The organism is Streptomyces sp. NPDC097981 (genome assembly GCF_040302565.1).
In the GTDB taxonomy this organism is placed as follows: domain Bacteria; phylum Actinomycetota; class Actinomycetes; order Streptomycetales; family Streptomycetaceae; genus Streptomyces.
In genome coordinates this window covers 1-20,747 of sequence record NZ_JBEORW010000021.1, presented here as the reverse complement: position 1 = coordinate 20,747, position 20,747 = coordinate 1, and the positions used below count along the sequence as shown (strand labels likewise).

The 20,747-nt window shown below is 71.9% G+C and carries 16 protein-coding genes; 10 read left to right on the top strand and 6 right to left on the bottom strand.

What is annotated here, in order from left to right:
* Positions 1 to 65 precede the first annotated feature (65 nt).
* Entirely contained in the window at positions 66 to 815 is a 750-nt protein-coding gene (locus ABTY04_RS20955) for an MIP/aquaporin family protein (RefSeq protein ID WP_352214855.1), read from the top strand.
* Between the two features lie 80 nt (positions 816 to 895).
* Here the strand turns inward: ABTY04_RS20955 and ABTY04_RS20950 are convergent, their stop codons facing one another.
* Together ABTY04_RS20950 and ABTY04_RS20945 are read right to left on the bottom strand one after the other, a co-directional pair.
* Complete coding sequence (locus ABTY04_RS20950) at positions 896 to 2,368, bottom strand: RNB domain-containing ribonuclease (protein ID WP_352214854.1); 1,473 nt, start codon at positions 2,366 to 2,368, stop codon at positions 896 to 898.
* Positions 2,369 to 2,724: 356 nt separating this feature from the next.
* Positions 2,725 to 4,233, bottom strand: a complete 1,509-nt coding sequence (locus ABTY04_RS20945; protein ID WP_352214853.1) for a serine/threonine-protein kinase — start codon at positions 4,231 to 4,233, stop codon at positions 2,725 to 2,727.
* 187 nt (positions 4,234 to 4,420) lie between these two features.
* Here ABTY04_RS20945 and ABTY04_RS20940 point away from each other — a divergent pair, with 187 nt between their 5' ends.
* Entirely contained in the window at positions 4,421 to 5,479 is a 1,059-nt protein-coding gene (locus ABTY04_RS20940; RefSeq protein ID WP_352214852.1) for a vWA domain-containing protein, read from the top strand.
* A gap of 442 nt (positions 5,480 to 5,921) precedes the next feature.
* On the opposite strand, the gene ABTY04_RS20935 is transcribed toward ABTY04_RS20940, so the two are convergent.
* Entirely contained in the window at positions 5,922 to 6,752 is an 831-nt protein-coding gene (locus ABTY04_RS20935; protein ID WP_352214851.1) for a methyltransferase domain-containing protein, read from the bottom strand.
* Positions 6,753 to 6,905: 153 nt separating this feature from the next.
* Positions 6,906 to 8,150, bottom strand: a complete 1,245-nt coding sequence (locus tag ABTY04_RS20930; RefSeq protein ID WP_352214850.1) for an MFS transporter — start codon at positions 8,148 to 8,150, stop codon at positions 6,906 to 6,908.
* A 134-nt stretch (positions 8,151 to 8,284) separates the two neighbouring features.
* Between ABTY04_RS20930 and ABTY04_RS20925 the strand changes: the two genes are divergently transcribed.
* Positions 8,285 to 9,220 carry a LysR family transcriptional regulator gene (locus ABTY04_RS20925; RefSeq protein ID WP_352214849.1) on the top strand — a complete coding sequence of 312 codons (936 nt, stop codon included), beginning with the start codon at positions 8,285 to 8,287 and terminating at the stop codon, positions 9,218 to 9,220.
* Between the two features lie 154 nt (positions 9,221 to 9,374).
* Here the strand turns inward: ABTY04_RS20925 and ABTY04_RS20920 are convergent, their stop codons facing one another.
* Positions 9,375 to 9,818, bottom strand: a complete 444-nt coding sequence (locus ABTY04_RS20920) for an HXXEE domain-containing protein (protein WP_352214848.1) — start codon at positions 9,816 to 9,818, stop codon at positions 9,375 to 9,377.
* Between the two features lie 98 nt (positions 9,819 to 9,916).
* Between ABTY04_RS20920 and ABTY04_RS20915 the strand changes: the two genes are divergently transcribed.
* Together ABTY04_RS20915 and ABTY04_RS20910 are read left to right on the top strand one after the other, a co-directional pair.
* A complete protein-coding gene (locus tag ABTY04_RS20915; RefSeq protein ID WP_352214847.1) occupies positions 9,917 to 10,477 on the top strand; it encodes a TetR/AcrR family transcriptional regulator in 561 nt (186 codons plus the stop codon).
* Between the two features lie 332 nt (positions 10,478 to 10,809).
* Positions 10,810 to 11,421: an RICIN domain-containing protein gene (locus tag ABTY04_RS20910; protein WP_352214846.1), complete on the top strand. Its 612-nt coding sequence runs from the start codon at positions 10,810 to 10,812 to the stop codon at positions 11,419 to 11,421.
* A gap of 108 nt (positions 11,422 to 11,529) precedes the next feature.
* Here ABTY04_RS20910 and ABTY04_RS20905 read toward each other — a convergent pair whose 3' ends face one another.
* Positions 11,530 to 12,435 carry a hypothetical protein gene (locus ABTY04_RS20905; RefSeq protein ID WP_352214845.1) on the bottom strand — a complete coding sequence of 302 codons (906 nt, stop codon included), beginning with the start codon at positions 12,433 to 12,435 and terminating at the stop codon, positions 11,530 to 11,532.
* Between the two features lie 514 nt (positions 12,436 to 12,949).
* Here ABTY04_RS20905 and ABTY04_RS20900 point away from each other — a divergent pair.
* The 5 genes from ABTY04_RS20900 to ABTY04_RS20880 are packed head-to-tail and all read left to right on the top strand — an operon-like array spanning position 12,950 to position 20,228.
* Complete coding sequence (locus tag ABTY04_RS20900) at positions 12,950 to 14,434, top strand: aldehyde dehydrogenase family protein (protein ID WP_352214844.1); 1,485 nt, start codon at positions 12,950 to 12,952, stop codon at positions 14,432 to 14,434.
* A gap of 15 nt (positions 14,435 to 14,449) precedes the next feature.
* A complete protein-coding gene (locus ABTY04_RS20895) occupies positions 14,450 to 16,009 on the top strand; it encodes a GMC family oxidoreductase (RefSeq protein ID WP_352214843.1) in 1,560 nt (519 codons plus the stop codon).
* Positions 16,006 to 17,112 (top strand): quaternary amine ABC transporter ATP-binding protein, encoded by a 1,107-nt coding sequence (locus tag ABTY04_RS20890; protein ID WP_352214842.1) that lies wholly within the window; start codon positions 16,006 to 16,008, stop codon positions 17,110 to 17,112. Before ABTY04_RS20895 ends, ABTY04_RS20890 begins: the two co-directional genes overlap by 4 nt.
* Before the next feature lie 52 nt (positions 17,113 to 17,164).
* Positions 17,165 to 19,240, top strand: a complete 2,076-nt coding sequence (locus ABTY04_RS20885; RefSeq protein ID WP_352214841.1) for an ABC transporter permease — start codon at positions 17,165 to 17,167, stop codon at positions 19,238 to 19,240.
* Position 19,241: 1 nt separating this feature from the next.
* Positions 19,242 to 20,228, top strand: coding sequence for an ABC transporter substrate-binding protein (locus ABTY04_RS20880; protein WP_502996685.1), 987 nt, complete (start codon positions 19,242 to 19,244; stop codon positions 20,226 to 20,228).
* The last annotated feature ends 519 nt before the right edge of the window (positions 20,229 to 20,747 follow it).

The window sequence follows — 20,747 nt, the reverse complement described above, 5'->3', positions numbered from 1 at the left end:
AGACGTCCCGAACCGGGCCCCCGGCCGGTGAACCCGGAACACACACAGATTTCGCCCCCGCACCCGTGCAGACCGCGCCTGAACGCGGCAGTTACCCCTTGTACGAGTTCGCCCTGACCGCCGTGCTGATGTTCACCGTGGTCACGGCCATCCGCTGGGTACTCGATCCGGCCTCCCCGGCCGTCCTCGGGAACGTCCGACTGGCCCTCCTCCTCGTGGGTGCGCTGGCCGGGGCGCTCGTCTTCGGACTGTTCCGCTCCCCGTGGGGGCGGCGTTCGGGGGCACATGTGAATCCCGCGGTCACGCTCGCGTTGTGGCTGCTGAGGGCGTTCCCCGGCCGGGGCGTGGCGGTGTACGTCGTTGCGCAGCTGGGCGGGTCGCTCGCGGGGACCGCCCTGGCCCGGCTGGCCTGGGGTCCGGCGGTCGCGCGGGTCGGCTACGGCGCGGCGGCCGCGGCGCCGTCGTGGAACGGCTGGGCCGTCTTCGCGGCCGAGGGCGGCTGCCTGGTCGTGGTCACCCTGGTGATCGGCTTCTTCCTCGCGCACCCGGCCCACGAACGATGGTTCCCCTGGGTCCTGGCGGTTCTCATCTGCACGATCGTGGCCGTTCTGGGCCCGCTCAGCGGCGGCTCCGCCAACCCCGCCCGCCAGTTCGGACCAGCGCTGATGTCCGGAAGCACCGCCCGCCTGTGGATCTACCTCGTGGCACCCGCCCTCGGCGCCGCCCTGGGCGCTGCCGCCCACCACCTGATCCGGCGGGGCAGGCCGTCCGGCCGCCGCCCCCGTCGCGACCCCACCGCCTCGCACCCGACCTGAGACGCGACCGGCCCCCCACCCGCCTCGGCGGCTCTGCCCCCTCCGCCCCGCACCCGCGACCGCATCATCGGCAACACCCTTCAGCTGGGCACCAGGCTGAAGAGGATCTTCCTGTCCCTGTCGGGGAACGCGGGGTCGGCCCGGTCGACCCGGACCCGGACGCTCGCGCCGAGCTTGAGGTCGACGTCGGCCGAGGTGACTTTGCCCAGCACAGCGGGCTCCGCCAGCTGGACCAGTCCCTCCCGCGGGTTCGACGGATGCTCTTCCTCGTCGGTGTCGATGACCGTGGCGTCGAAGATGCAGCCCACCTGGTCCATGAGCAGTGCCGCCTCGACGAGGTCCACGGACTGCCGGTCCGCCGCACCCCCCTTCGCCTTTGTCATCCTGACCGGCAGGTCGTCCAGGGCCGCGAGCACCCAGTCCGGTGGGGCCTGCTCCGCGCAGGCGGCCACGCACAGCTCACCCGCGTACCGGTCGACCAGACGCCGCAGCGGGGCCGTGCAGTGCGTGTACGGGGCCGCGATCGCCGCGTGGACCGTCTGCTCGGGGATGTGGTCGTGGTCGTGGAAGGACTTGTAGACCGATTTCAGCAGCAGGGCGCCGGCCGCCTCGTGGAGGAAGGCCGCGTGCTTCTGGTCATGAGGATCGAGGGAGCGGATCAGCTCGGCGTACGAGACGTGGTGCGGCCAGTCGATGCCCAGGCCCTGAGCGATGCGGTGCAGTCGCGTGACCTCGTGGGTCGGTGCCGTGTCCTGGATCCGCAGGATGCCCGGGCCGCTGTCCAGCATCATCCGGGCCGCGGCCATCCCGGTCATGAGGGAGATCTGCTCGTTCCAGCCCTCCGCGGCCAGCGGTGCCCGGTAGCTCAGCCGGAACGATCCGTCCTCGAAGGTGACTTCCTGCTCCGGCAGGGTGAGCGAGATGCCGCCCCGGGCGGCCTCGACGGCCTCGCGCAGGGTGCCGATGTCGCGCAGCAGGGCCACGGACTCCTCCGCGGTGCCGGAGTCGATGGCCTGCTGGACGCCCGCGTAGTCGAGTTTGGCCCGGCTGCGGACCCGGGCCCGGCTCACGTTCGACGCGGTCACCTCGCCGTGGGCGTCGAGATCGTGCTGCCACAGCAGGGCGGGGACGATCTGGCCCGGCAGCAGGCTGGCCGCGCACTCGGACAGCGCGGGCGGGTGCAGGGCCACCTTGCCGTCGGGGAAGTACAGCGTCACGATCCGCTGGTGTGCCTCGGCGTCCAGCACGCCGCCGGGCGCGACGAAGGCGGCCACGTCGGCGATGGCGTAGTGGACGCGGAACCCGCCGCCGGGCCGCCGCTCCAGGTACATGGCCTGGTCGAGGTCCTTCGAGGTCGGCGGGTCGATCGTGAAGAGCGGCAGGTCGGTGGCGTCCTTGTCGGGCAGCCGGGGCGCGTGGGCGGCGGCGTCGGCCGCTTCGAGCACGGGTGCGGGGAAAGCGGTGGGGGCATGCAGCTCGTTCCGCAGCTTCAGCAAGGCGGTGCGCAGTGCGGCCTTGGCCGCTTCGGACATGTGCATCGGGCGGCGTGGCATGCCCCGAGCGTAGGGCGGCGGCCGCGCACCGGCACGGCGGGGCGATCCGTCCGGGGGAGCGGGCCGTGCGGGCCGCCGGCCGGAGAGCCGCCCGGTCGCGAGGGCTCGTCCGTACTGACCCGGCTCCGCGGTCGGTGTACGGGGCAACTCGGGTGAATCTCCGACCGTGCCTCCTGCAGGTGACGTGTTCTTCTGCGCTCCGCGTGGATGTCAGTGCCTTCCTCAGGAACGGGGACAACGCCGCGTGCGCCGGTGAGCTGGTTTCAGCCGTGGGTCCGGGTGAGAAGACCGGAGACATGAAGGCTGTCGCCGTGGCCTTCGACCGCACCGGGTCGACCGACCAGGCCGGCACGCCCTCAGACGCTGCGGACGAGGGAGACCAGTCCACCGTCGTACAGGTAGCGCTCGCCGGCACGATGCAGCAACGCCTCGTGCAGCCGGCCGATCTCCGCCCGCGCCAGCCGTTCGTTGCGGAAGCGGATGGCGGTGACGGCCGCCCTCGGGCCGGGACGGGCAGGCCGGAAGCGTTCCCAGACGATGTTCTTCGTCGCCCTCGGCGACAGTTCGCCCACCACGACGAACTCCTGCAGCAGGCCCCAGCGCGTGGCCTTCAGTGTGACCCGGCTCAACTCATCCCAGGTCGCGCTCCATTCGTGGCCCTCACGCAAGAAGGAGAGCCCGTCACCCGTCACCCGTACACACGCCGCGTCCCCGCGCGTCATGGCCAGTCCTCCCAGGCTGGACAGGGCCAGCGCGACGATGCTCGCCAATGCGGCAGGGAGCGGATGGTCCACGAAGGAGTACACGGCCACGCCGAGCGGAACGGCCGCGGCGAGCATGGCCGTGACGGCGACGCGCATGTGCCCCATGGAGTACCGCACCTCGACGGGCGGCCTCGACTCCGCCTCGATGACCGCCCGGACCGGAACCGCATCCACGACCGCGTCCTCGACCCGCACGGCAGGCGGCCTGGGCCCGCCGACGGGCGGAGGCGGAGGAGCGAACGGCAGGTCCGGCGGAGCCGCGGGCGGACGCACCCCCGTGTCCGCAACCGTCACCGCACCACCCCCGCTCAACGCGGACAACGCCTCCTCCGCAGACGGCCGCTGCTCCGCCCGTTTCTCCAGGCACCTGCCCAGCACCGCCCGCAGCCCCTCCGGCACGCGGTTCAGGTCCGGCACCTCGTGCACGACCCGGTACAGCAGCTCCGCCGCACTGCCCTCCCCGAACGGCATGCGCCCCGTGGCCGCGAAGCACAGAACCGTACCGAGCGAAAAGACGTCGCTGGCCGTGCCGACACTGCCGCCCTGGGCCTGCTCGGGCGACATGAAACCGGCGGTGCCGATCGCCACGCCCGTCCGGGTGAGCATGGTCGCACCGTTCAGTGCCTTGGCGATCCCGAAGTCGATGAGCCGAGGCCCGTCCTCCGTCATCAGGACGTTCGCGGGCTTGAGGTCCCGGTGCACGAGCCCTGCCCGGTGCACGGAGTGCAGCGCCTCTGCCAAGCCCGCGCCGAGCCGCCACACTGCGTCCTCCGTCAACGGGCCGCCCTCCCGGACTCGTTCGGCAAGATCGGGTGCCGGGATGTAATCGCTCGCCACCCAGGGCGTCTCCGCCTCCGGATCCGCGTCGACCACGGCCGCCGTCCAGAACCCTCCGACCGCCTTCGCCGCCTCCACCTCGCGCCGGAACCGCGCCCGGAAGCCGGGGTCCGAGGCGATCTCCGGCCGGACGACCTTCACCGCCACCCGCCGACCGCTGCGCGACTCCCCGAGGTAGACCTGCCCCATGCCGCCTGCGCCGAGCCGCGCCGTGATCCGGTAGGGGCCGACGACCGGCGGGTCACCGGCCTTCAACTGCTCCACAATTCCCCCGAGTGCAATCGCCTACAGCAGAACCCGGAGCAGGCCCGCACCCGCTGTCGGCCGAACAACCTGCGTCCAGCCCGTCCATTGGTCCGGCCTCCGGGGTGAGCATCCGTCAAGCTCCGTTGTCAGTGCCTCCCCATAGTGTGGAGACATCACTCGGGGAGCTTCGGAGAAGGAGCAAAACATGTCCGGCAACAAGATTCAGCACAAGGTGAATCACGTGGCGCTGGTGGTGGACTGTTCGGGTTCCATGCATCAGCACCAGAGTCAGCTCATCCGTGTCGTGGACGAGTTCGTGGCGGGCTTGAAGGCCGAATCGGACAGCCTCGGTCATGAGACCCGGATCAGCCTCTACTCGTTCGACCACAAGGTGGAGAACCTGGTCTGGGACATGGACGTGAAGCACCTGCCGTCCATGCGCGGCCTGTACAAGGTCAACAATGGCGCTACGGCCCTCATCGAAGCCTCGCTGAAGTCCCTGGACGACCTCGGCCACATCTGGGAGGCGTACGGCGAGCACAGTTTCCTGCAGATCGTGGTGACGGACGGCGAGGAAAACGCCTCGGGCGGCGACCGAAGGCACGACGGCGACATGGCCATCCTCGGCCCCTGGCTCGACAAGATCGCGGCGAAGATGGGCGCGCTTCCGGGCCACTGGACATCCGCGATTCTCGTTCCGAACTCCCTGGCGAAGCGAACCGCCCAGAACTACGGCTTCCCGGCCGGGAACATCGCCATCTGGGACGCGGATTCCAAGGAGGGCGTCGAGGAGGCGATCGGCACCGTGCGGGCTGCCGCCACCAGCTTCCTCCGCGGACGCGAGCAGGGGGTGCGCGGCACGAAGAACCTGTTCGCGGTCGGCCAGGACCTCTCGGTCGACGATGTGCGGGCAAAGCTCGAACCGATACCGGCAGACAAGTACCGGCTCCTGAAGGTCGAAACGGAGACCGAGATCCGGCCCTTCGTCGATTCGCATCCGGGCGTTACGTACGAACGCGGCTCGTGTTACTACCAGCTGGGCACCCGGGTCCAGATTCAGCCCGACAAGGAAATCATCGTGGTCGAGAAAGACACGGACCGCGCATACACGGGCGACGCGGCACGCAGCCTTCTGTTCGGAACGGGTATCCAGGGGACCGTGTCCGTGAAGGCGGGGAGCAATCCCAAGTTGGAGGTGTACGTGCAGAGCCGTTCGGTGAACAGAAAGCTCAAGCCGAAGACGCGTCTGCTCATCATGCTCTGATAATTGGGGAACAGCAGGTTCTTGACGGTGGCGGCCTTGATGCGGCGGATCTCGGATCGTCCGTGGCCGGTCTGCTTGGTGCGGCCCAGCAGGTCGTACGGCACACGCGCTCAGCGCGAGCACGGCGGCCAGGGCGTGGCGCACTCCGTGCGGGTCACGCGGGTCGGGCACTTCAGCCAGCCGCTCCAGCAGCCCCGGGATCTCCTCGGGGCGGGTTCGGGCTGCTCGCGGAGTTGGTCACGAGCAGCCAGGATCGGGGACGATGCCTCGGCAGGCACGGTCTTCCACTCGGATCACGGGGCGCCGAGAACTCCATGATCTTCGAAGCCCGTGCGCGGGCTGGTCCCGGCTCCGGTGACGCGCAGCGCGCACCTGCGCGAGCTGCCTGGCCTCCCTCGACGAACAGCGCTGTGGGCAGGTCGGACAACGCCTGGATCCGCACCTACCCGAGTGCCGGAGGGTGCTCGGCTGGACGGCGTCCCCAGGCCGAGATCAGCGGGGCGAGCGTCAGGTCGAGTTTGCCCGCGTGGATGGCGGCCAGGTGCGCGTCGATCTCGGCGTCGTCGGCCAGGCCGGCCGCGAGCAGCTCGCCGCGCACGTGCCGGATGGTTGCCGCCTCCAGCCGGTCGCAGGCCAGCCCGCCGACCGGGAAAGTGCCCGCCGCGGCGACGTCCACCAAGCCGGCTTCACGCAATGCGCGCGGCAGTGTCCGGCCGTAGCGCAGGTCTGCGCCGCGGCGCGTGAGCAGCTCCCGGACTGCGTCGCGCAGCCGGTTGGCCCGCCGCTGTGCAGGGCCGCTGTCGTCCAGGCATGCCAGTGGCTGCAGAGCGGTATCGGCGTCCTCGATCAGCAGCCAGCCGCCGGGCCGTAGCGCTGCTGCCATGGTGGCCAGCGCGCGGGCCCGGTCGGGTACATGGACCAGCACGAGCCGGGCGTGCACCAGATCGAACGTCCCCGGCTCCGGGGGCGGGTCGGCGGCGACGTCGTGCTGGCGCACCTCGTACCCGTCGCCGGTCTTCAGCCACGACGGGTCGATGTCCGTGGCCAGTACGTGCCCGGTCGGACCGACGGCCGCCGCGAGCGCCTCCGGGATACCGGGGCCACCGGCCCCCACTTCCCAGCAGCGCGAGCCAGCCCTGACCCCCAGTCGGTCGAAGTGCCCGCGCGTCACACCGTCGAACAGCTCGGCCAGCCAGACGAATCGCTCGCCCGCCTCGGCGCGCGCGTTGTCCAGCAGGTACCCGCGGGCGGGAGCGGACTCTCCACCGGGCACGGCAGTCCCGCCCAACGGATCCGGTCGGCCACTGACGTGTCGTGGGTGGGGCGAGGAGGTCATGACTACATGGTCAACCTTCCCAGACCACCAGCGCCACGACGACGGGAGAGGGATGGCTCACACAGCCGGCGAACCCCGCACGTCCCGTCGTCAGGGCCGGCTCGGGGCCGGCTCCGGCTCCGAGTGGTGCGTTGCCGCGCGACGGGGGAGCAGCAGCGGGGTCGCCAGCAGGAGTACGCCGGCCAGGCCGATGGCCGTACGCGGGCCGAACAGGCCGCCCAGCACGCCCCAGAAGGCCGTCAGGAGCGCGGTCGAGGCCTTGGTCGTCACCGCCCAGGCGGACAGCGTGCGGGCGACCCGGTCGGTCGCGGTGCGCCCGAGGCGGCAGGTGGCAGAGACGGGGTTGAAGACCCCGCAGCAGAAGATGAGCCCGAGCTCGACGCCGATCACCAGCAGCAGCCCACCGGTACCGGGCCCGATGAAGGCGAGGCCGACGGGCCACAGGGCGCGCAGCACCCCGGCCACGACCAGGACCCGGTGCTGCCCGAACCGGGTGACGAGCGGTCGGGCCAGCCGCGAACCGAGCAGCCCGCCGATCGAGGGCGCGGCGAACGCGAGGCCGTACTGCCAGGGCGAGAACCCGAGTCGGCCGAGCATCAGGACGGCCAGCAGCGGCGAGACGGCCATCACCAGACCGTTGAACAGGACGGTGTTGAAGAACAGCGGACGCAGCGTCGCGTCGGCGAGGATGTAGCGCCAACCGTCCAGCAGGTCCCCGGCCCGCATGCCCGCGGCCTCCGGGCGCTCGGGTCGCGGCTCGTGCCCGCCCATCGCACGGATGCCCAGCGCAGAGAGCAGGTAACTGGCCGCGTCGGCCACCACCGTCGCCACGGGACCGAGAAGCCCGATCGCAGCGCCGCCCAGCGGCGGTCCGATGATCGTGGTCGTCCAGGCCGTGGACTCGAATCGGGCGTTGGCGACGAGCAGGTCCTCGGTCGGCAGCAGCGTCTTCAGGTACGCGCCGGAGGCGGCGCGGAAGGTGATGTCGGCCGCAGCGACGACCACTGAGACCAGCAGGAGCTGAAGGAAGGTGAGCACGCCGAGCACGAACGCGGTCGGGATCGTCAGCAGCGCCGCGAACCGCACCAGGTCCATCGAGATCAGCACCGGCCGCTTGCGACGGAACTCCACCCACGGGCCGAGCGGCACCGCCACGGCCGCGCCCACCGCAGCCCCCACGGAGGAGAGCGCGGCGACCTCGGCCGGTCCGGCGTGCAGCACCTGGATGGCGATCAACGGGAACGCGCCGAAGGCGAGCCATGTGCCGAGCGCACTGGTCCCGTACGCTCCCCAGAGCCACCCGAACCGCCGCCCCAGCCGGTGCCCGCTCCTCATGCCCGACACCCCTCGCCACTCACCCTGCACAACCGATCCGCGATCAGAAGCATCAAAGCGAGCGCCACAACCAGGAATCAAACAACCACAGAGCCTCCAGCCACAACCAGTGGTTGTGCGCATAGGATATCGGCGTGGACCTCGACACCGTCCGGACGTTCGTCGCCGTCGCCGACGCGGGGCAGTTCCAGGTGGCCGCCGCCGAGCTGACGGTCACCCAGCAGGCCGTCTCCAAGCGGATCGCCGCGCTGGAGCGCAGTCTCGGCGTGCGGCTGTTCACCCGCACCGCGCGCGGCGCCGAGCTCACCATCGACGGGCAGGCGTTCCTGCCCCACGCGCGCGAGCTGCTGCGCGTCGCCGAGCGTGCGGCCGCGTCCGTGCGCACCGGCCGCCGTCCGCTGCGCGTCGACGTGATCGCGTCGCGCGTCGCCCCGTCGGGCCTGATGCGCGGCTTCCACCGCGCGCACCCCGAGATCGAGCTCGACGTGGTGATGCTGTTCGACGTCGAGACGGCCGTCGCCGCCCTTCGGTCCGGTGCGATCGACGCGTCTTTTCGCGCGGTCGCCGTGCCTGGCCGGCCCCTTCCCGAGGACATCGAATCCGTCCGGGTGCTCGACGAGCCGCTCCAGCTCCTCACGGGCCCCGCCCACGCGCTGGCGGGCGCCCGGTCGGTGACCGTCGCTCAGCTCGCCGGGCACCGGATCTGGATGCCCGGCATCGTCCCCGGAACCGAGTGGGCCGCCTACTACGACGACCTCGTCGCCGAGTTCGGCCTCACCATCGAGGCGACCGGCCCCAACTTCGGCTCCGACGCGCTCCTCGACACCGTTGCCGACACCCCGGCCCTGGCCACCTTCATGGGCGAGCAGACCCGGCTGGTCTGGCCCGCCGGCCACGGCCTGCGCCGTATCCCGGTGACCGACCCGACGCCGGTCTACCCGCACTCACTCCTGTGGCACCGCGACAACCCCCACCCCGCGCTGGCCACCCTCCGAGCCCACCTCGCCACCACGGAGTCAGGCCGCGACACCGCCGGGACCTGGGTGCCGGGCTGGGTGGTTCCGCGCTGAACGCCGGTCACCGGTCACGATGACGATGCCCGGCTCGCCGGGCTGCCGCTGGCCGGCTGTGACGAGCCGTTCGACGAGGTGCGGTCCGGCCGGGTACGGCGGACGGGCGTCTGCAAGGCCGAGGGCGTGGCTGCTCCCACGCGCGAGCTGCAGGTCAGGCCGAGCGTCGCGTGGCAAGCCAGGCCACTCCGTGGACCGTTGCCGTCGCCACGGCGGCCAGGCCCAGGCCATGCAGCACCGCCTTGCGCGCATCGCCGTCGGTCAGCGGCACCCCTTCCGATCGCATGCGGCGGGCGGCCCACACGGCATACGGAATCACCACCGTCGGCGCCGTTGCCACTCCCGGCGTGTAGCGGCCCAAGGCGGCCGCCGACAGAAGGTGGGTGACTCCGTGCAGGCCGAAACCGGTCACGGTCGTGCGGAAGAAGCGGCTGCGGCCGCCCGTACGGGCACCCGCGGCCGAAGCCGCCGTCACGATGCAGCCCATGAGCCCGATCGCGATGTTCACCCGGCGCTGAGGCATGCGGGAGAAGCGGGCCATCGTGGCGATTTCTTCGGCGTCGTTCAGCACCCAGGCGGCCAGCAGGCCCCACGCCACGGTGGCAGGGGCGGCGCTCTCGGCAGGCATCAGTCAAACCTCTTCCTCTATGAAATGCAACGCAACGTTGCGTTGCATTCGCAGCGTACGATGTCGTCATGAGCGTCACCAGAGGTCCCCGCGCAGCGGCCGCCATCTTCGACGCCACCCTCGAACTCCTGGCCGAGCGCGGGTATGACGGCCTCACCATCGAGGCTGTCGCCCGGGCCGCCGGCGTGAACAAGACGACCATCTACCGCTGGTGGCCGTCGAAGCCCGCCCTGGTGCGGGCCACCGTGTTGCACGCACGGGCGCTCGACATCTCCGTGCCGGACACCGGAAGCCTGCGAGGCGACCTCGTGGCGCTCGTCGAACAGGTCATCGGGCTGCTCACCGGGCCTTACGCCGAACCGGTCGTACGCGCCCTGGCAGCCGGTGGGTCGGGCCAGCCCGAACTGGCGGAACTCACCCGGGAGCTCTTCGCCGATCGGTTCGCCCGCGAGCAGCCCGTTTTCGAGCGCGCTCGTGCGCGGGGAGAGCTTCCCGCGACGGACCCCAAACTCCTCGTCGACCTCGTCGCCGGCGCCGTCTGGGTCCGGGTACTGCTGCGCCGCGAACCGCCGACGCAGCACTTCGCTGCCGAGGTCGTGGATGCCGTGCTCCGCCAGGGACCGTCGTAACGGGTCACGAGCCGGTTCTCCGGACATGATCCGGGCCGACGGCCCGAACCCGGGTGGCTCCGTCGTCGATCGCCCGAAACGTGCGCGGGCCCAGCGCCTCGGGCACGGCCGGGTCTGCCCGCGCCGCATGCGTCGACTTCGGCCTCGGAATCACGTGCGCCGCGCTCGGCAGGGCTGTGGGAGGCGTGGCCGGATCTGCGCTCTGACGCGACGGTGCCGGGCTGTGTTCAGCTTCCTCCCGGCACGGCCCCCGCACCGGCACCCACGCCACCGGTGCGTCTCGGGCGTGCCCCCGCACGGCCCTTGCACGCCCCGATGAGCCAGGAGAGGTCATGCCCCGCATCACACGATGGACCGCGGTCACCGCCGTAGCCTTCGCCACCGCACTGGCCGGAACCTCAGGCGCCGGCGCCACCAGCGCGAACGCCGCTCAGGCCCAGGCGGCACCCCGCCCCGTGTACTGGACCGCTCAGCCGCAGGGTGTGACAGCCGCGGCGCCGCAGCGATTACTGAACCAGCCCGTCCGGATCACCAACGACTTCGCCAAACGCCCCACCACTCAGTGCCTGGACGTCGACGCGAACGGAGGCGGCAACGGCACGGTCGTCCAGATCTGGCAGTGCAACGGCACCACCCAGCAGCGTTGGTACCTCTGGAACAACGGCGCACTGGAGAGCTACCGCTTCCCCGGCAAGTGCCTCGACGCGGACCTCAACGGGGGCGGCTACAACGGCACCAAGGTACAGATCTGGGACTGCAACAACACGCCGCAGCAGAGCTGGTCCCACCCGTCGGGCGACCGCGCCATCTACAACGCCCGCTTCTACGGCGGCGGCAACATCGTCATGGACCGCGACGCGAACGTGGTGGGGAACGGTGCCCGCATCCAGTTGTGGGAGAAGAACTTCCAGTCACAGCAGTGGTGGGACGTGTGGGCCGACTGACCCCGGCCGGCCGCGCAGGCCCGTTCCACGCAGGCCCGTACCACGCCGTCACGTGACGCGTCGGACGGATCCGCTCCCCGATCCGTGATGTACCGACCGGGCCGGCGGTCACGGGCTCACCGTGGTGGGCCCTCGGCGCTGGGGGAGGGGGCGGGTGTAGCGGCGGTGCAGCGCCTCGCGCGCGGCGTCGAAGCCGGCTGCGGCGGCAGCAGCCGGTTCCGCGGTGCCTTCGGGGAGGGCCCGGACCCGGATCCGTTGCTCTGCCGCCATGCTCTCGCAGGCCCGCAGCATGTCCATGGTCGGGGCTGCCGCGTTGACCACCAAGACCGGTGCGTCCGGGGCGGCAGGCATCTTGCGGGGGACGGTGACCAGCGACAGGGCGGCGAGGCGGTCGGGGCTTTCGGCCCGGGCCCGGACCGCGCCCGTGGTGGCGGCCAGGTGCCCGCCGGCCGCCGTCACGTCGTGGAGCAGCCGCAGCGGGCCGGTCTCCGTCGACCGGCGTGGCCGCCGGGGCGTCACGAGCGGATCCCGGGAGGCCACTTCGTTGCAGGCGAGCTCCAGGCGGCGGGCCACCCGTGGGTCGCGGAGGCCGGAGGCGAGGGCGAAGGCGTACAGGGCCAGGTGGTCGCAGAGCAGCTCGTCGAGCGGCAGCAGCCTGAGGGTGCGGGCCCGTAGCAGCCAGGGCACCTCCATGCGGTAGCGGCCGTTGGGGTCGACGGCTTCCAGCTCGTGACCGCTGTGCCAGCTGACGGTGACCCGGTCCCGGCGGTCACCCGTGGACGCAACCTGGACGTGTACGTCCGCCACAGACCAGCGGCGGCCCCCGTACTCGGCGAGAGGCAGGCACAATTCCCCAGCGGGGGGTTGGGCGTCCGGCCGCGCCAAGCCGCTCAGGGTGGTGGTGCCGGAGGGGCGCGAGAGCAGTTCGGCGCCGTCGAGGTGCACCGGTGGGAGGCCCCCGGCGAACGTGAGCACCGCCGCTCCGGGCCGGCCCGGAGCAGCTGCGGCCGTCATCGCGCATCCCGCGGTGCGGGGGCACCGGAACCGGTGCTGATCCGGTGAACGATCTCGGTGTGCGACTCGGTCCGGGCCATCAGGTTCGTGAGATCCATGACCGGACCGATACCAGGGCTGAGACGCTTCCGGAATGTGCCGCGCCGGTCAGGACGCCCCTTCCGCGGGCCCGGCGCCACCCGGTGGTTCCCTCCACACGTGTGCCGCTGCCGGACCCGGGCGGGCACGAGGCGCACGTTGCGCCCGCGAGGTGCGCGCTGCCCTGCGTGCGGATGACCGTGGTGTTCCGGACCGTGCCACGAGCGACGTGTGCTTTTCGTCCGGCGCCTGCCGGTACCGGTGGTCCTGGAGCGGGATCCCCGATGTGCAGCGCCCGGCTCCGGGGAGCGACAGGGAGTGACTCCAGTCACTTCCGGTGACGGATGGGACATAGCTTCGCGGGACTGGGGCAAGCGGGCACGAGCACCACCACCGCGGGTAGGCCGCGGTGCCGGAATCGGAGGTACAGCGCGTCGTGTCCGACCAGAAGACCATCCACATCGCCGGAACCTGGCGTTCCGCGATAGCAGGAGCCACGCGAGAGGTCCTCGACCCGGCGGATGCCACGGTCCTCGCCGTCGTCGCCGAAGGAGGCATCGCGGACACCGACGCCGCCGTCGCCGCCGCCCGCGCGGCCTTCGACGGCGGGGAGTGGCCCCGGACCCCCGTGCGGGAACGCGCCGCACTGCTGCGCCGTACCGCCGACCTCCTCCACCGCGACCGCGAACGCCTCGGGCTGCTGGAGAGCCGCGACGCGGGCAAGACGCTGGAAGAGGGCCGCGTGGACGTGGACTGCGTCGCCGACGCCTTCCGCTACTTCGCCGACCTCGTCGCCGGCGAGAGCGCGGGCCGCGTGGTCGACGCCGGCACCCCCGACGTCCACAGCGTCGTCGTCCACGAGCCCGTCGGGGTGTGCGCCCTGATCACCCCGTGGAACTACCCGCTCCTCCAGGCCTCCTGGAAGATCGCCCCGGCCCTTGCCGCGGGCAACACCTTCGTGCTCAAGCCGAGCGAGGTCACCCCGCTGTCCACGGCTGCTCTCATCGGCCTGTTGGCGGAGGCCGGCCTGCCGGCCGGCGTCGCGAATCTGGTCACCGGACCCGGCGACCCCGTCGGCGCGCGGCTCGCCGCCCACCCCGACGTCGCGCTCGTCTCCTTCACCGGCGGCGTCACCAGCGGTACGAAGGTGATGCGCGCGGCCGCCGACTCCGTCAAGAAGGTCGCCCTCGAACTCGGGGGCAAGAACCCCAACATCGTCTTCGCCGACGCCTGCACCACCGAGGACGGCTTCGACACCGCCGTCGACCAGGCCCTCAACGCCGCGTTCATGCACAGCGGCCAGGTCTGCTCCGCCGGCTCCCGACTCATCGTCGAGGAGAGCGTCGCCGAGCGATTCGTCGCCGAACTCGCAGCCCGGGCCGACCGTATCCGCCTCGGCCGCGGCACCGACCCCGGCGTGGAGTGCGGCCCGCTGGTGTCCGCCGCCCAGCGCGAACGCACAGAGGAGTACGTGGCCTCCGCCCTCGCAGAGGGCGCCGTGCTCCGCTCCGGCGGCGAACGGCCCGACGCGCCCGGCTACTTCTACCGGCCGACCGTGCTGGACCGCTGCCACCGCGGGATGCGCGTCGTACGGGAGGAGGTCTTCGGACCGGTCCTGACCGTCGAGACCTTCCGGACCGAGGCCGAAGCCGTCGCGCTCGCCAACGACACGGAGTACGGCCTCGCCGGCGCGGTATGGACCTCGGACCCGGGCCGCGGCCGCCGCGTGGCGGGCGGACTGCGCCACGGCACCGTCTGGATCAACGACTTCCACCCCTACCTCCCGCAGGCCGAGTGGGGCGGCTTCGGCAAGTCCGGCACCGGGCGCGAGCTCGGCCCCTCGGGCCTGGCCGAGTACCGGGAGACCAAGCACGTGTACCAGAACCTCGCCCCCCGACCCGTGCGCTGGTTCGCGGGCTGAAGGAGGAACAGCGCCATGACCACCCCCAAGCACACCCCGGCGCCCGCCGAGCAGGAGTACGACTACGTCGTCGTCGGCGGTGGCACCGCCGGCTCGGTGATCGCCTCCCGCCTGACCGAGGATCCGGACGTCACCGTCGCCGTCATCGAGGGCGGCCCCAGCGATGTCGACCGCCCCGACGTGCTCACCCTGCGCCGCTGGACGGACCTGCTCGGCGGCGAACTGGACTACGACTACCCCACCGTCGAGCAGCCCCGCGGCAACTCCCACATCCGCCACAGCCGTGCCCGCGTCCTCGGCGGCTGCTCCTCGCACAACACCCTCATCGCCTTCAAGCCGCTCCCCTCCGACTGGGACGAGTGGGAGCGGTCGGGAGCCGAAGGCTGGCACGCGGCCGCCATGGACCCGTACTTCGACAAGCTCCTCAACCACATCGTCCCGGTCGACGAGAAGGACCGCAACGCCATCGCGCGCGACTTCGTCGACTCCGCGCAGACCGCCCTGGGCGTACCGCGCATCGAGGGCTTCAACCGGAAACCCTTCCACGAGGGCGCCGGCTTCTTCGACCTCGCCTACCACCCCGAGGACAACAAGCGCTCCTCCGCGTCGGTGGCCTACCTGCACCCCGTCATGGACGAGCGCCCCAACCTCCGGATCCTCCTGGAGACCTGGGCCTACCGCCTGGAACTCGACGGCACCCGTGCGCGCGGGGTCCACGTGCGCGGCTCGGACGGCACGAAGTCCCTCGTCACCGCGCGCCGCGAAGTGCTCGTGTGCGCCGGCGCCGTGGACACCCCGCGGCTGCTGCTGCACTCGGGCATCGGCCCGCGCGCGGACCTGGAAGCCCTCGGCATCCCCCCGGTGCACGACCTGCCCGGGGTCGGGGAGAACCTGCTCGACCACCCCGAGTCGGTGATCGTCTGGGAGACCGACGGGCCGATCCCGGAGAACTCCGCGATGGACAGCGACGCGGGCCTGTTCGTCCGGCGCGACCCCGACTCGGCGGGCCCCGACCTGATGTTCCACTTCTACCAGGTCCCCTTCACCGACAACCCCGAGCGCATCGGCTACGAGCGCCCCGCGCACGGCGTGTCGATGACCCCGAACATCCCCAAGCCCCGCAGCCGGGGCCGCCTCTACCTGACCAGCGCGGACCCCGAGGTGAAACCGGCCCTGGACTTCCGCTACTTCACGGACGAGGACGACTACGACGGCCGGACCCTGGTGGACGGCATCAAATTCGCCCGGGCGATCGCCGCGACCCAGCCCCTCGCCGGCTGGCTGAAGCGAGAGGTGTGCCCCGGCCCGGAGATCACCGGCGACGAGGAGCTGAGCGCCTACGCCCGCTCCGTCGCGCACACCGTCTACCACCCGGCCGGCACCTGCCGCATGGGCGCCGCCGACGACCCCGCGGCCGTCGTGGGACCGGACCTGAAGATCCGCGGGCTCGAAGGCGTCCGTATCGCGGACGCCTCCGTCTTCCCGACGATGCCCGCGGTCAACCCGATGATCGGAGTGCTCATGGTCGGCGAAAAGGCAGCCGAACTGCTCACCCGGGAAGGCGGTACCCGGTGAACACCACCCCCGCCACCTCCGCCACCCCCCACGCATCCGCCGGCCCCGCCACGCCGCCCGTCTTCGCCGTGGAAGGCCTGTGGAAGGTCTTCGGCCCCGGCAAGGCGGCCGCGAAGGTCCCCGGCTCCGCCGACGCCGACCTGTCCGCCGCCGAACTGCGCGAGCGCACCGGCTGCACGGCGGCCGTCCGTGACGTCACCTTCGACGTCCGCAAGGGCCAGGTCTTCGTCGTGATGGGCCTGTCCGGCTCCGGCAAGTCCACCCTCGTACGCTGCCTCACCCGGCTCATCGAGCCCACCGCCGGAAGCCTGGCCATCGACGGCGAGGACGTCCTCGCCATGGACGCCACACAGCTGCGCGCCCTGCGCCGCCGACGCGCCGCCATGGTCTTCCAGCACTTCGGCCTGCTCCCGCACCGCACCGTCCTCGACAACGTGGCGTACGGACTGGAGATCCAGGGCGTCGGACGGGGCGACCGCCGGCTCAAGGCCGCCGGCCTCGTCGCCAAGGTCGGCCTCGAAGGACTGGAGGACCGGCGCCCCGGCCAGCTCTCGGGCGGCCAGCAGCAGCGCGTCGGCCTGGCCCGCGCCCTCGCCTGCGACCCCGAAGTACTCCTGTTCGACGAGCCGTTCAGCGCTCTCGACCCCCTCATCCGCCGCGAGATGCAGGAAGAGGTCGCCCGGCTCCACCACGACGAGGGCCGCACCATGGTCTTCATCACCCACGACCTCGCCGAAGCCCTGCGCCTGGGCGACCGGATCGCCCTGATGCGGGACGGCCGCATCGTGCAGCTCGGCACGCCCGAGGAGATCGTCGGCTCGCCCGCCGACGACTACGTACGGGACTTCGTCCGCGACGTTCCCCGCGAACAGGTGCTCACCGTCCGCACCGCGATGCGTCCGCCCGTCGCCGACGAGGCCGAACAGGGGCCCGCACTCCACCCCGCCACCACCGTGGCCGAGGCGATCCGGGCCGTCGTCCGTACCGGCGGCCCGGCCCGTGTGATCGACCGCGGCCGCTGCCTGGGCGTTGTGGACGACGCGGGACTGCTCGCCGTCGTGGCCGGACTCCCGGCCACCACCGGACGGGGGGTGGCGGCATGATCCGCCCCGCCCGCCCCGCGGCCCCCGTCCCCGACGCCCGGAGGTGGTGCGCATGACCGCGACCCCGACCCCGACCCACACCCCGCCCGACACCGACACCGGCGCCGTCTCCCCTTCGGAGGCCCCCCAGACCTCCGAACGGCCCGTCGGAACGCGTTTCTCCCGTGTCGCGTCCGCCCGACGGGACCGCCCCCGCAGATCCCTGCCCGGCCGTGGCGCCCGCCGCAGGGTCCTCCTCCCGTGGGGCGTCGCCGCCGCCCTGCTGATCCCGCTCTCCGTGGCCTTCCCGGGTGCCGGCAGCTGGCCCGCGGCCCTGGCCGTCGACCTGTCCGGCCCGCTCGGCCGCGCCGGCGACTGGATCACAGACCACCGCGACAGCCACCCGCTGTTCCTCTATTTCTTCGGCCACGTCAGCAACGCCGTCGTGGTGTCCGTCCGCGCCGTGTACGTGCTCCTCCTCGCGGCCGGCTGGACCGGGGTCACCGCCCTGTCCGCGCTGGTCGCCTGCCGCCTCGCCGGTGTCCGGCTCGCACTGACCTGCGCCGCCGCCTTCGCCGCCTGCGGACTGCTCGGCATGTGGGTGCCGACCATGCAGACCCTCGCTCTGATGGTCGTCGCCGTCGCCGCCTCCGTCGTACTCGGCGCCCTCCTCGGGCTCGCCGCAGGGCTCTCCCCGCGCACGGGCCGCATCCTGCGCCCCGTGCTCGACACCATGCAGATCCTGCCGGCCTTCGCGTACCTGCTGCCGATGGTGCTGGTCTTCGGCATCGGCGTGCCCGCCGCAGTCCTCGCCACCGTGGTCTATGCAGCCCCGCCCATGGCCCGCCTCACCGCCCTCGGCCTGCGCGAGGCCGACACGGGCGTCCTCGAAGCCGCTGCCTCGCTCGGTGCCACCGGACGCCAGCGACTGCTGACCGCCCGCCTTCCGCTCGCGCGCCGACAGCTCCTGCTCGGTGTCAACCAGGCCGTCATGACGGGCCTGTCCATGGCCGTCATCGCCTCCGTGATCGGAGCGGGCGGCCTCGGCGACCGCGTCTACCAGGCCCTCGCCTCCGTGGACGTCGGCGCAGCCCTGGCCGCCGGCATCCCGATCGTGCTGCTCGCGGTGGTACTGGACCGCACCGCCGACGCCGCGGGCGAGCGGATCGGCGCCGCCCCGGTGCCCGTCGGCGAACAGCACCTGCTGCGACGGGTGTTCACCGGCTGGTACGGCCGCCTGCTCACCCTCCTCGCGGCGGTGGCCGCCGCCGTCGCCGGCCGCATCGCCGGCAGCTCCCTCTGGCCCGAGTCCTGGACCGTCTCCCTGGCCGACCCGGTGAACTCGGCCGTCGCCTGGATGACCGGTCACCTCTACTCCGGCGTACCCCTCGTCGGCGGCACCGCCGACTGGGCCGCCCGCTTCACCGGCTGGATCCTCGACCCGCTGCGCAGCACACTCCAGGCCGCCCCCTGGTGGCTGCTCCTGCTCGTGGCCTGCGGGTTCGCCCTGCTCGTGGGCACTTGGCGCACCGCACTCACAGCCGTCCTCGCCTTGGGCGCCGTCGGAGTGCTCGGCGTGTGGGAAGCCTCCCTCGACACGCTCTCCCAGGTCCTGGCCGCCGTGGCGGTCACGCTCGTACTGGGCTTCGCGATCGCCGTGGGCGCCGCCCGCAGCGCCCGCGCCGAACGACTGCTGCGGCCCCTCCTCGACGTCTGCCAGACCCTGCCGCAGTTCGTGTACCTCATCCCCGTGGTGGCGCTGTTCGGCGTCGGCCGCGCGCCGGCCGCCGCGGCCGCCGTGGTGTACGCACTGCCGGCCGTCGTCCGGATCACCGTCCAAGGCCTGCGCGAGGTGGACCCGACCGTCGTGGAATCCGCCCGATCGCTCGGCGCGACCAGCTCACAGCTGCTGCGCCAGGTCCAACTGCCACTGGCCCGGCCCGCGCTGTTGCTGGCCGTCAACCAGGCCGTCGTCCTGGTCCTCGCCGTCGTCATCATCGGCGGCCTGGTCGGCGGCGGCGCGCTCGGCTACGACGTAGTCCTCGGCCTCGCCCAGGGCGACCTGGCCACCGGCCTGGTGGCCGGCGCGGCGATCGTCTGCCTCGGCCTGTTCCTCGACCGCGTCACCCAGCCCGCGAAGGAGGCCTGACATGCGCGACGCACAGCACTGCGGCCCCGGCCGCCGCCGACGCGCCGCGGGCGTGTTCGCCGCCGCCGCCGCACTCGCCGTCCTCACCGGCTGCGGGGCCGCGGACATGACCCGCCAGTCGTCCCCGTACGCCGCCGCACAGGGGGCGAAGACCGTGACCCTCTCCGTCCAGTCGTGGGTCGGTGCCCAGGCGAACACCGCCGTCGCCGCCTACCTCCTCGAACACGAGCTGGGCTACCGGGTGGACACCGTCCAGGTCGACGAGGTTCCCGCCTGGGACGCCCTCAGCCAGGGCCGCGTCGACGCGATCCTGGAGGACTGGGGCCACCCCGAGCAGGAGAAGCGGTACGTCGAGGCCAAGAAGACCGTCACCCCCGGCGGCGACCTGGGGGTGACGGGCCACATCGGCTGGTTCGTCCCCACGTACTTCGCCGAGGCCCACCCCGACGCCACCGACTGGAAGAACCTCGACAAGTACGCCGACCAGCTGCGCACCCCCGAGAGCCGCGGCAAGGGCCAGCTGATGGACGGTTCCCCGTCCTACGTCACGAACGACAAGGCCCTGGTGAAGAACCTGGGCCTGGACTTCGAGGTGGTCTTCGCCGGCTCCGAGGCGGCCCAGATCGCCCAGATCAAGCAGTTCGCCAAGGAACACAAGCCCTTCCTGACGTACTGGTACGAGCCGCAGTGGCTCTTCGAGCGCGTTCCGATGACCGAGGTGAAGCTCCCCGAGTACACCGAGGGCTGCGCGGACGATTCACAGAAGGTGGCCTGCGCCTACCCGCGCACACCGCTGCAGAAGTACCTGAACACGCGCTTTGCGAACTCGGGCGGAAAGGCGGCCGACTTCCTGAAGAGGTTCCAGTGGACCAAGGAACAGCAGAACGACGTGTCCCTGATGATCGCCGAAGAGAAGCTGTCGCCGCAGCAGGCGGCGAAGAGGTGGGTGGAGCGCAACGAGACCGTGTGGAAGCCCTGGGTGAAGTGACCGGGAATGCCGGCCCTTGGGGCCGGCACCCCATTGATGGTGCGGCCGTCCCCGGAGGGGTACAACCAGTTACTCTCGGTGAGTTTCGGGTGCCCCCGGGGTGAGCCGCCCCATAGGGCCCACGTCACATACGAACCGGGATAGTGGCTCTCAGCGGGCCCGGTGCTGGTGCCCGATATGGGCTCCTGCCTGCAGGGATTCGTGGAGGCCGTGGGGAGGCTTGGTGGTGGCCGGCTGCGAGGGGCTGTAGTAGGCGGGGTCGTTGCCAGGGGGGCGGGGGGTGGGTAGAACTGGATGAGTCGCCGGGCGGCACGGTGCTTGTCCGCCGCCTGCGAACCCCTCTCCTTGGCGTGAGTGGCTCACGCATGTCTTCGGCATGCCGCGACGGTCTGTGTCCCCTTCGGAAGGTTCCTCCGTGTCCAACGCTGTCATCCGCCGCATCGCCGCTTCCAAGAAGACCCTTGCCGGCTCCATCGTCGCCCTGGGCGTCGCCGGCACCATGCTCGCCACGGTTCCCGC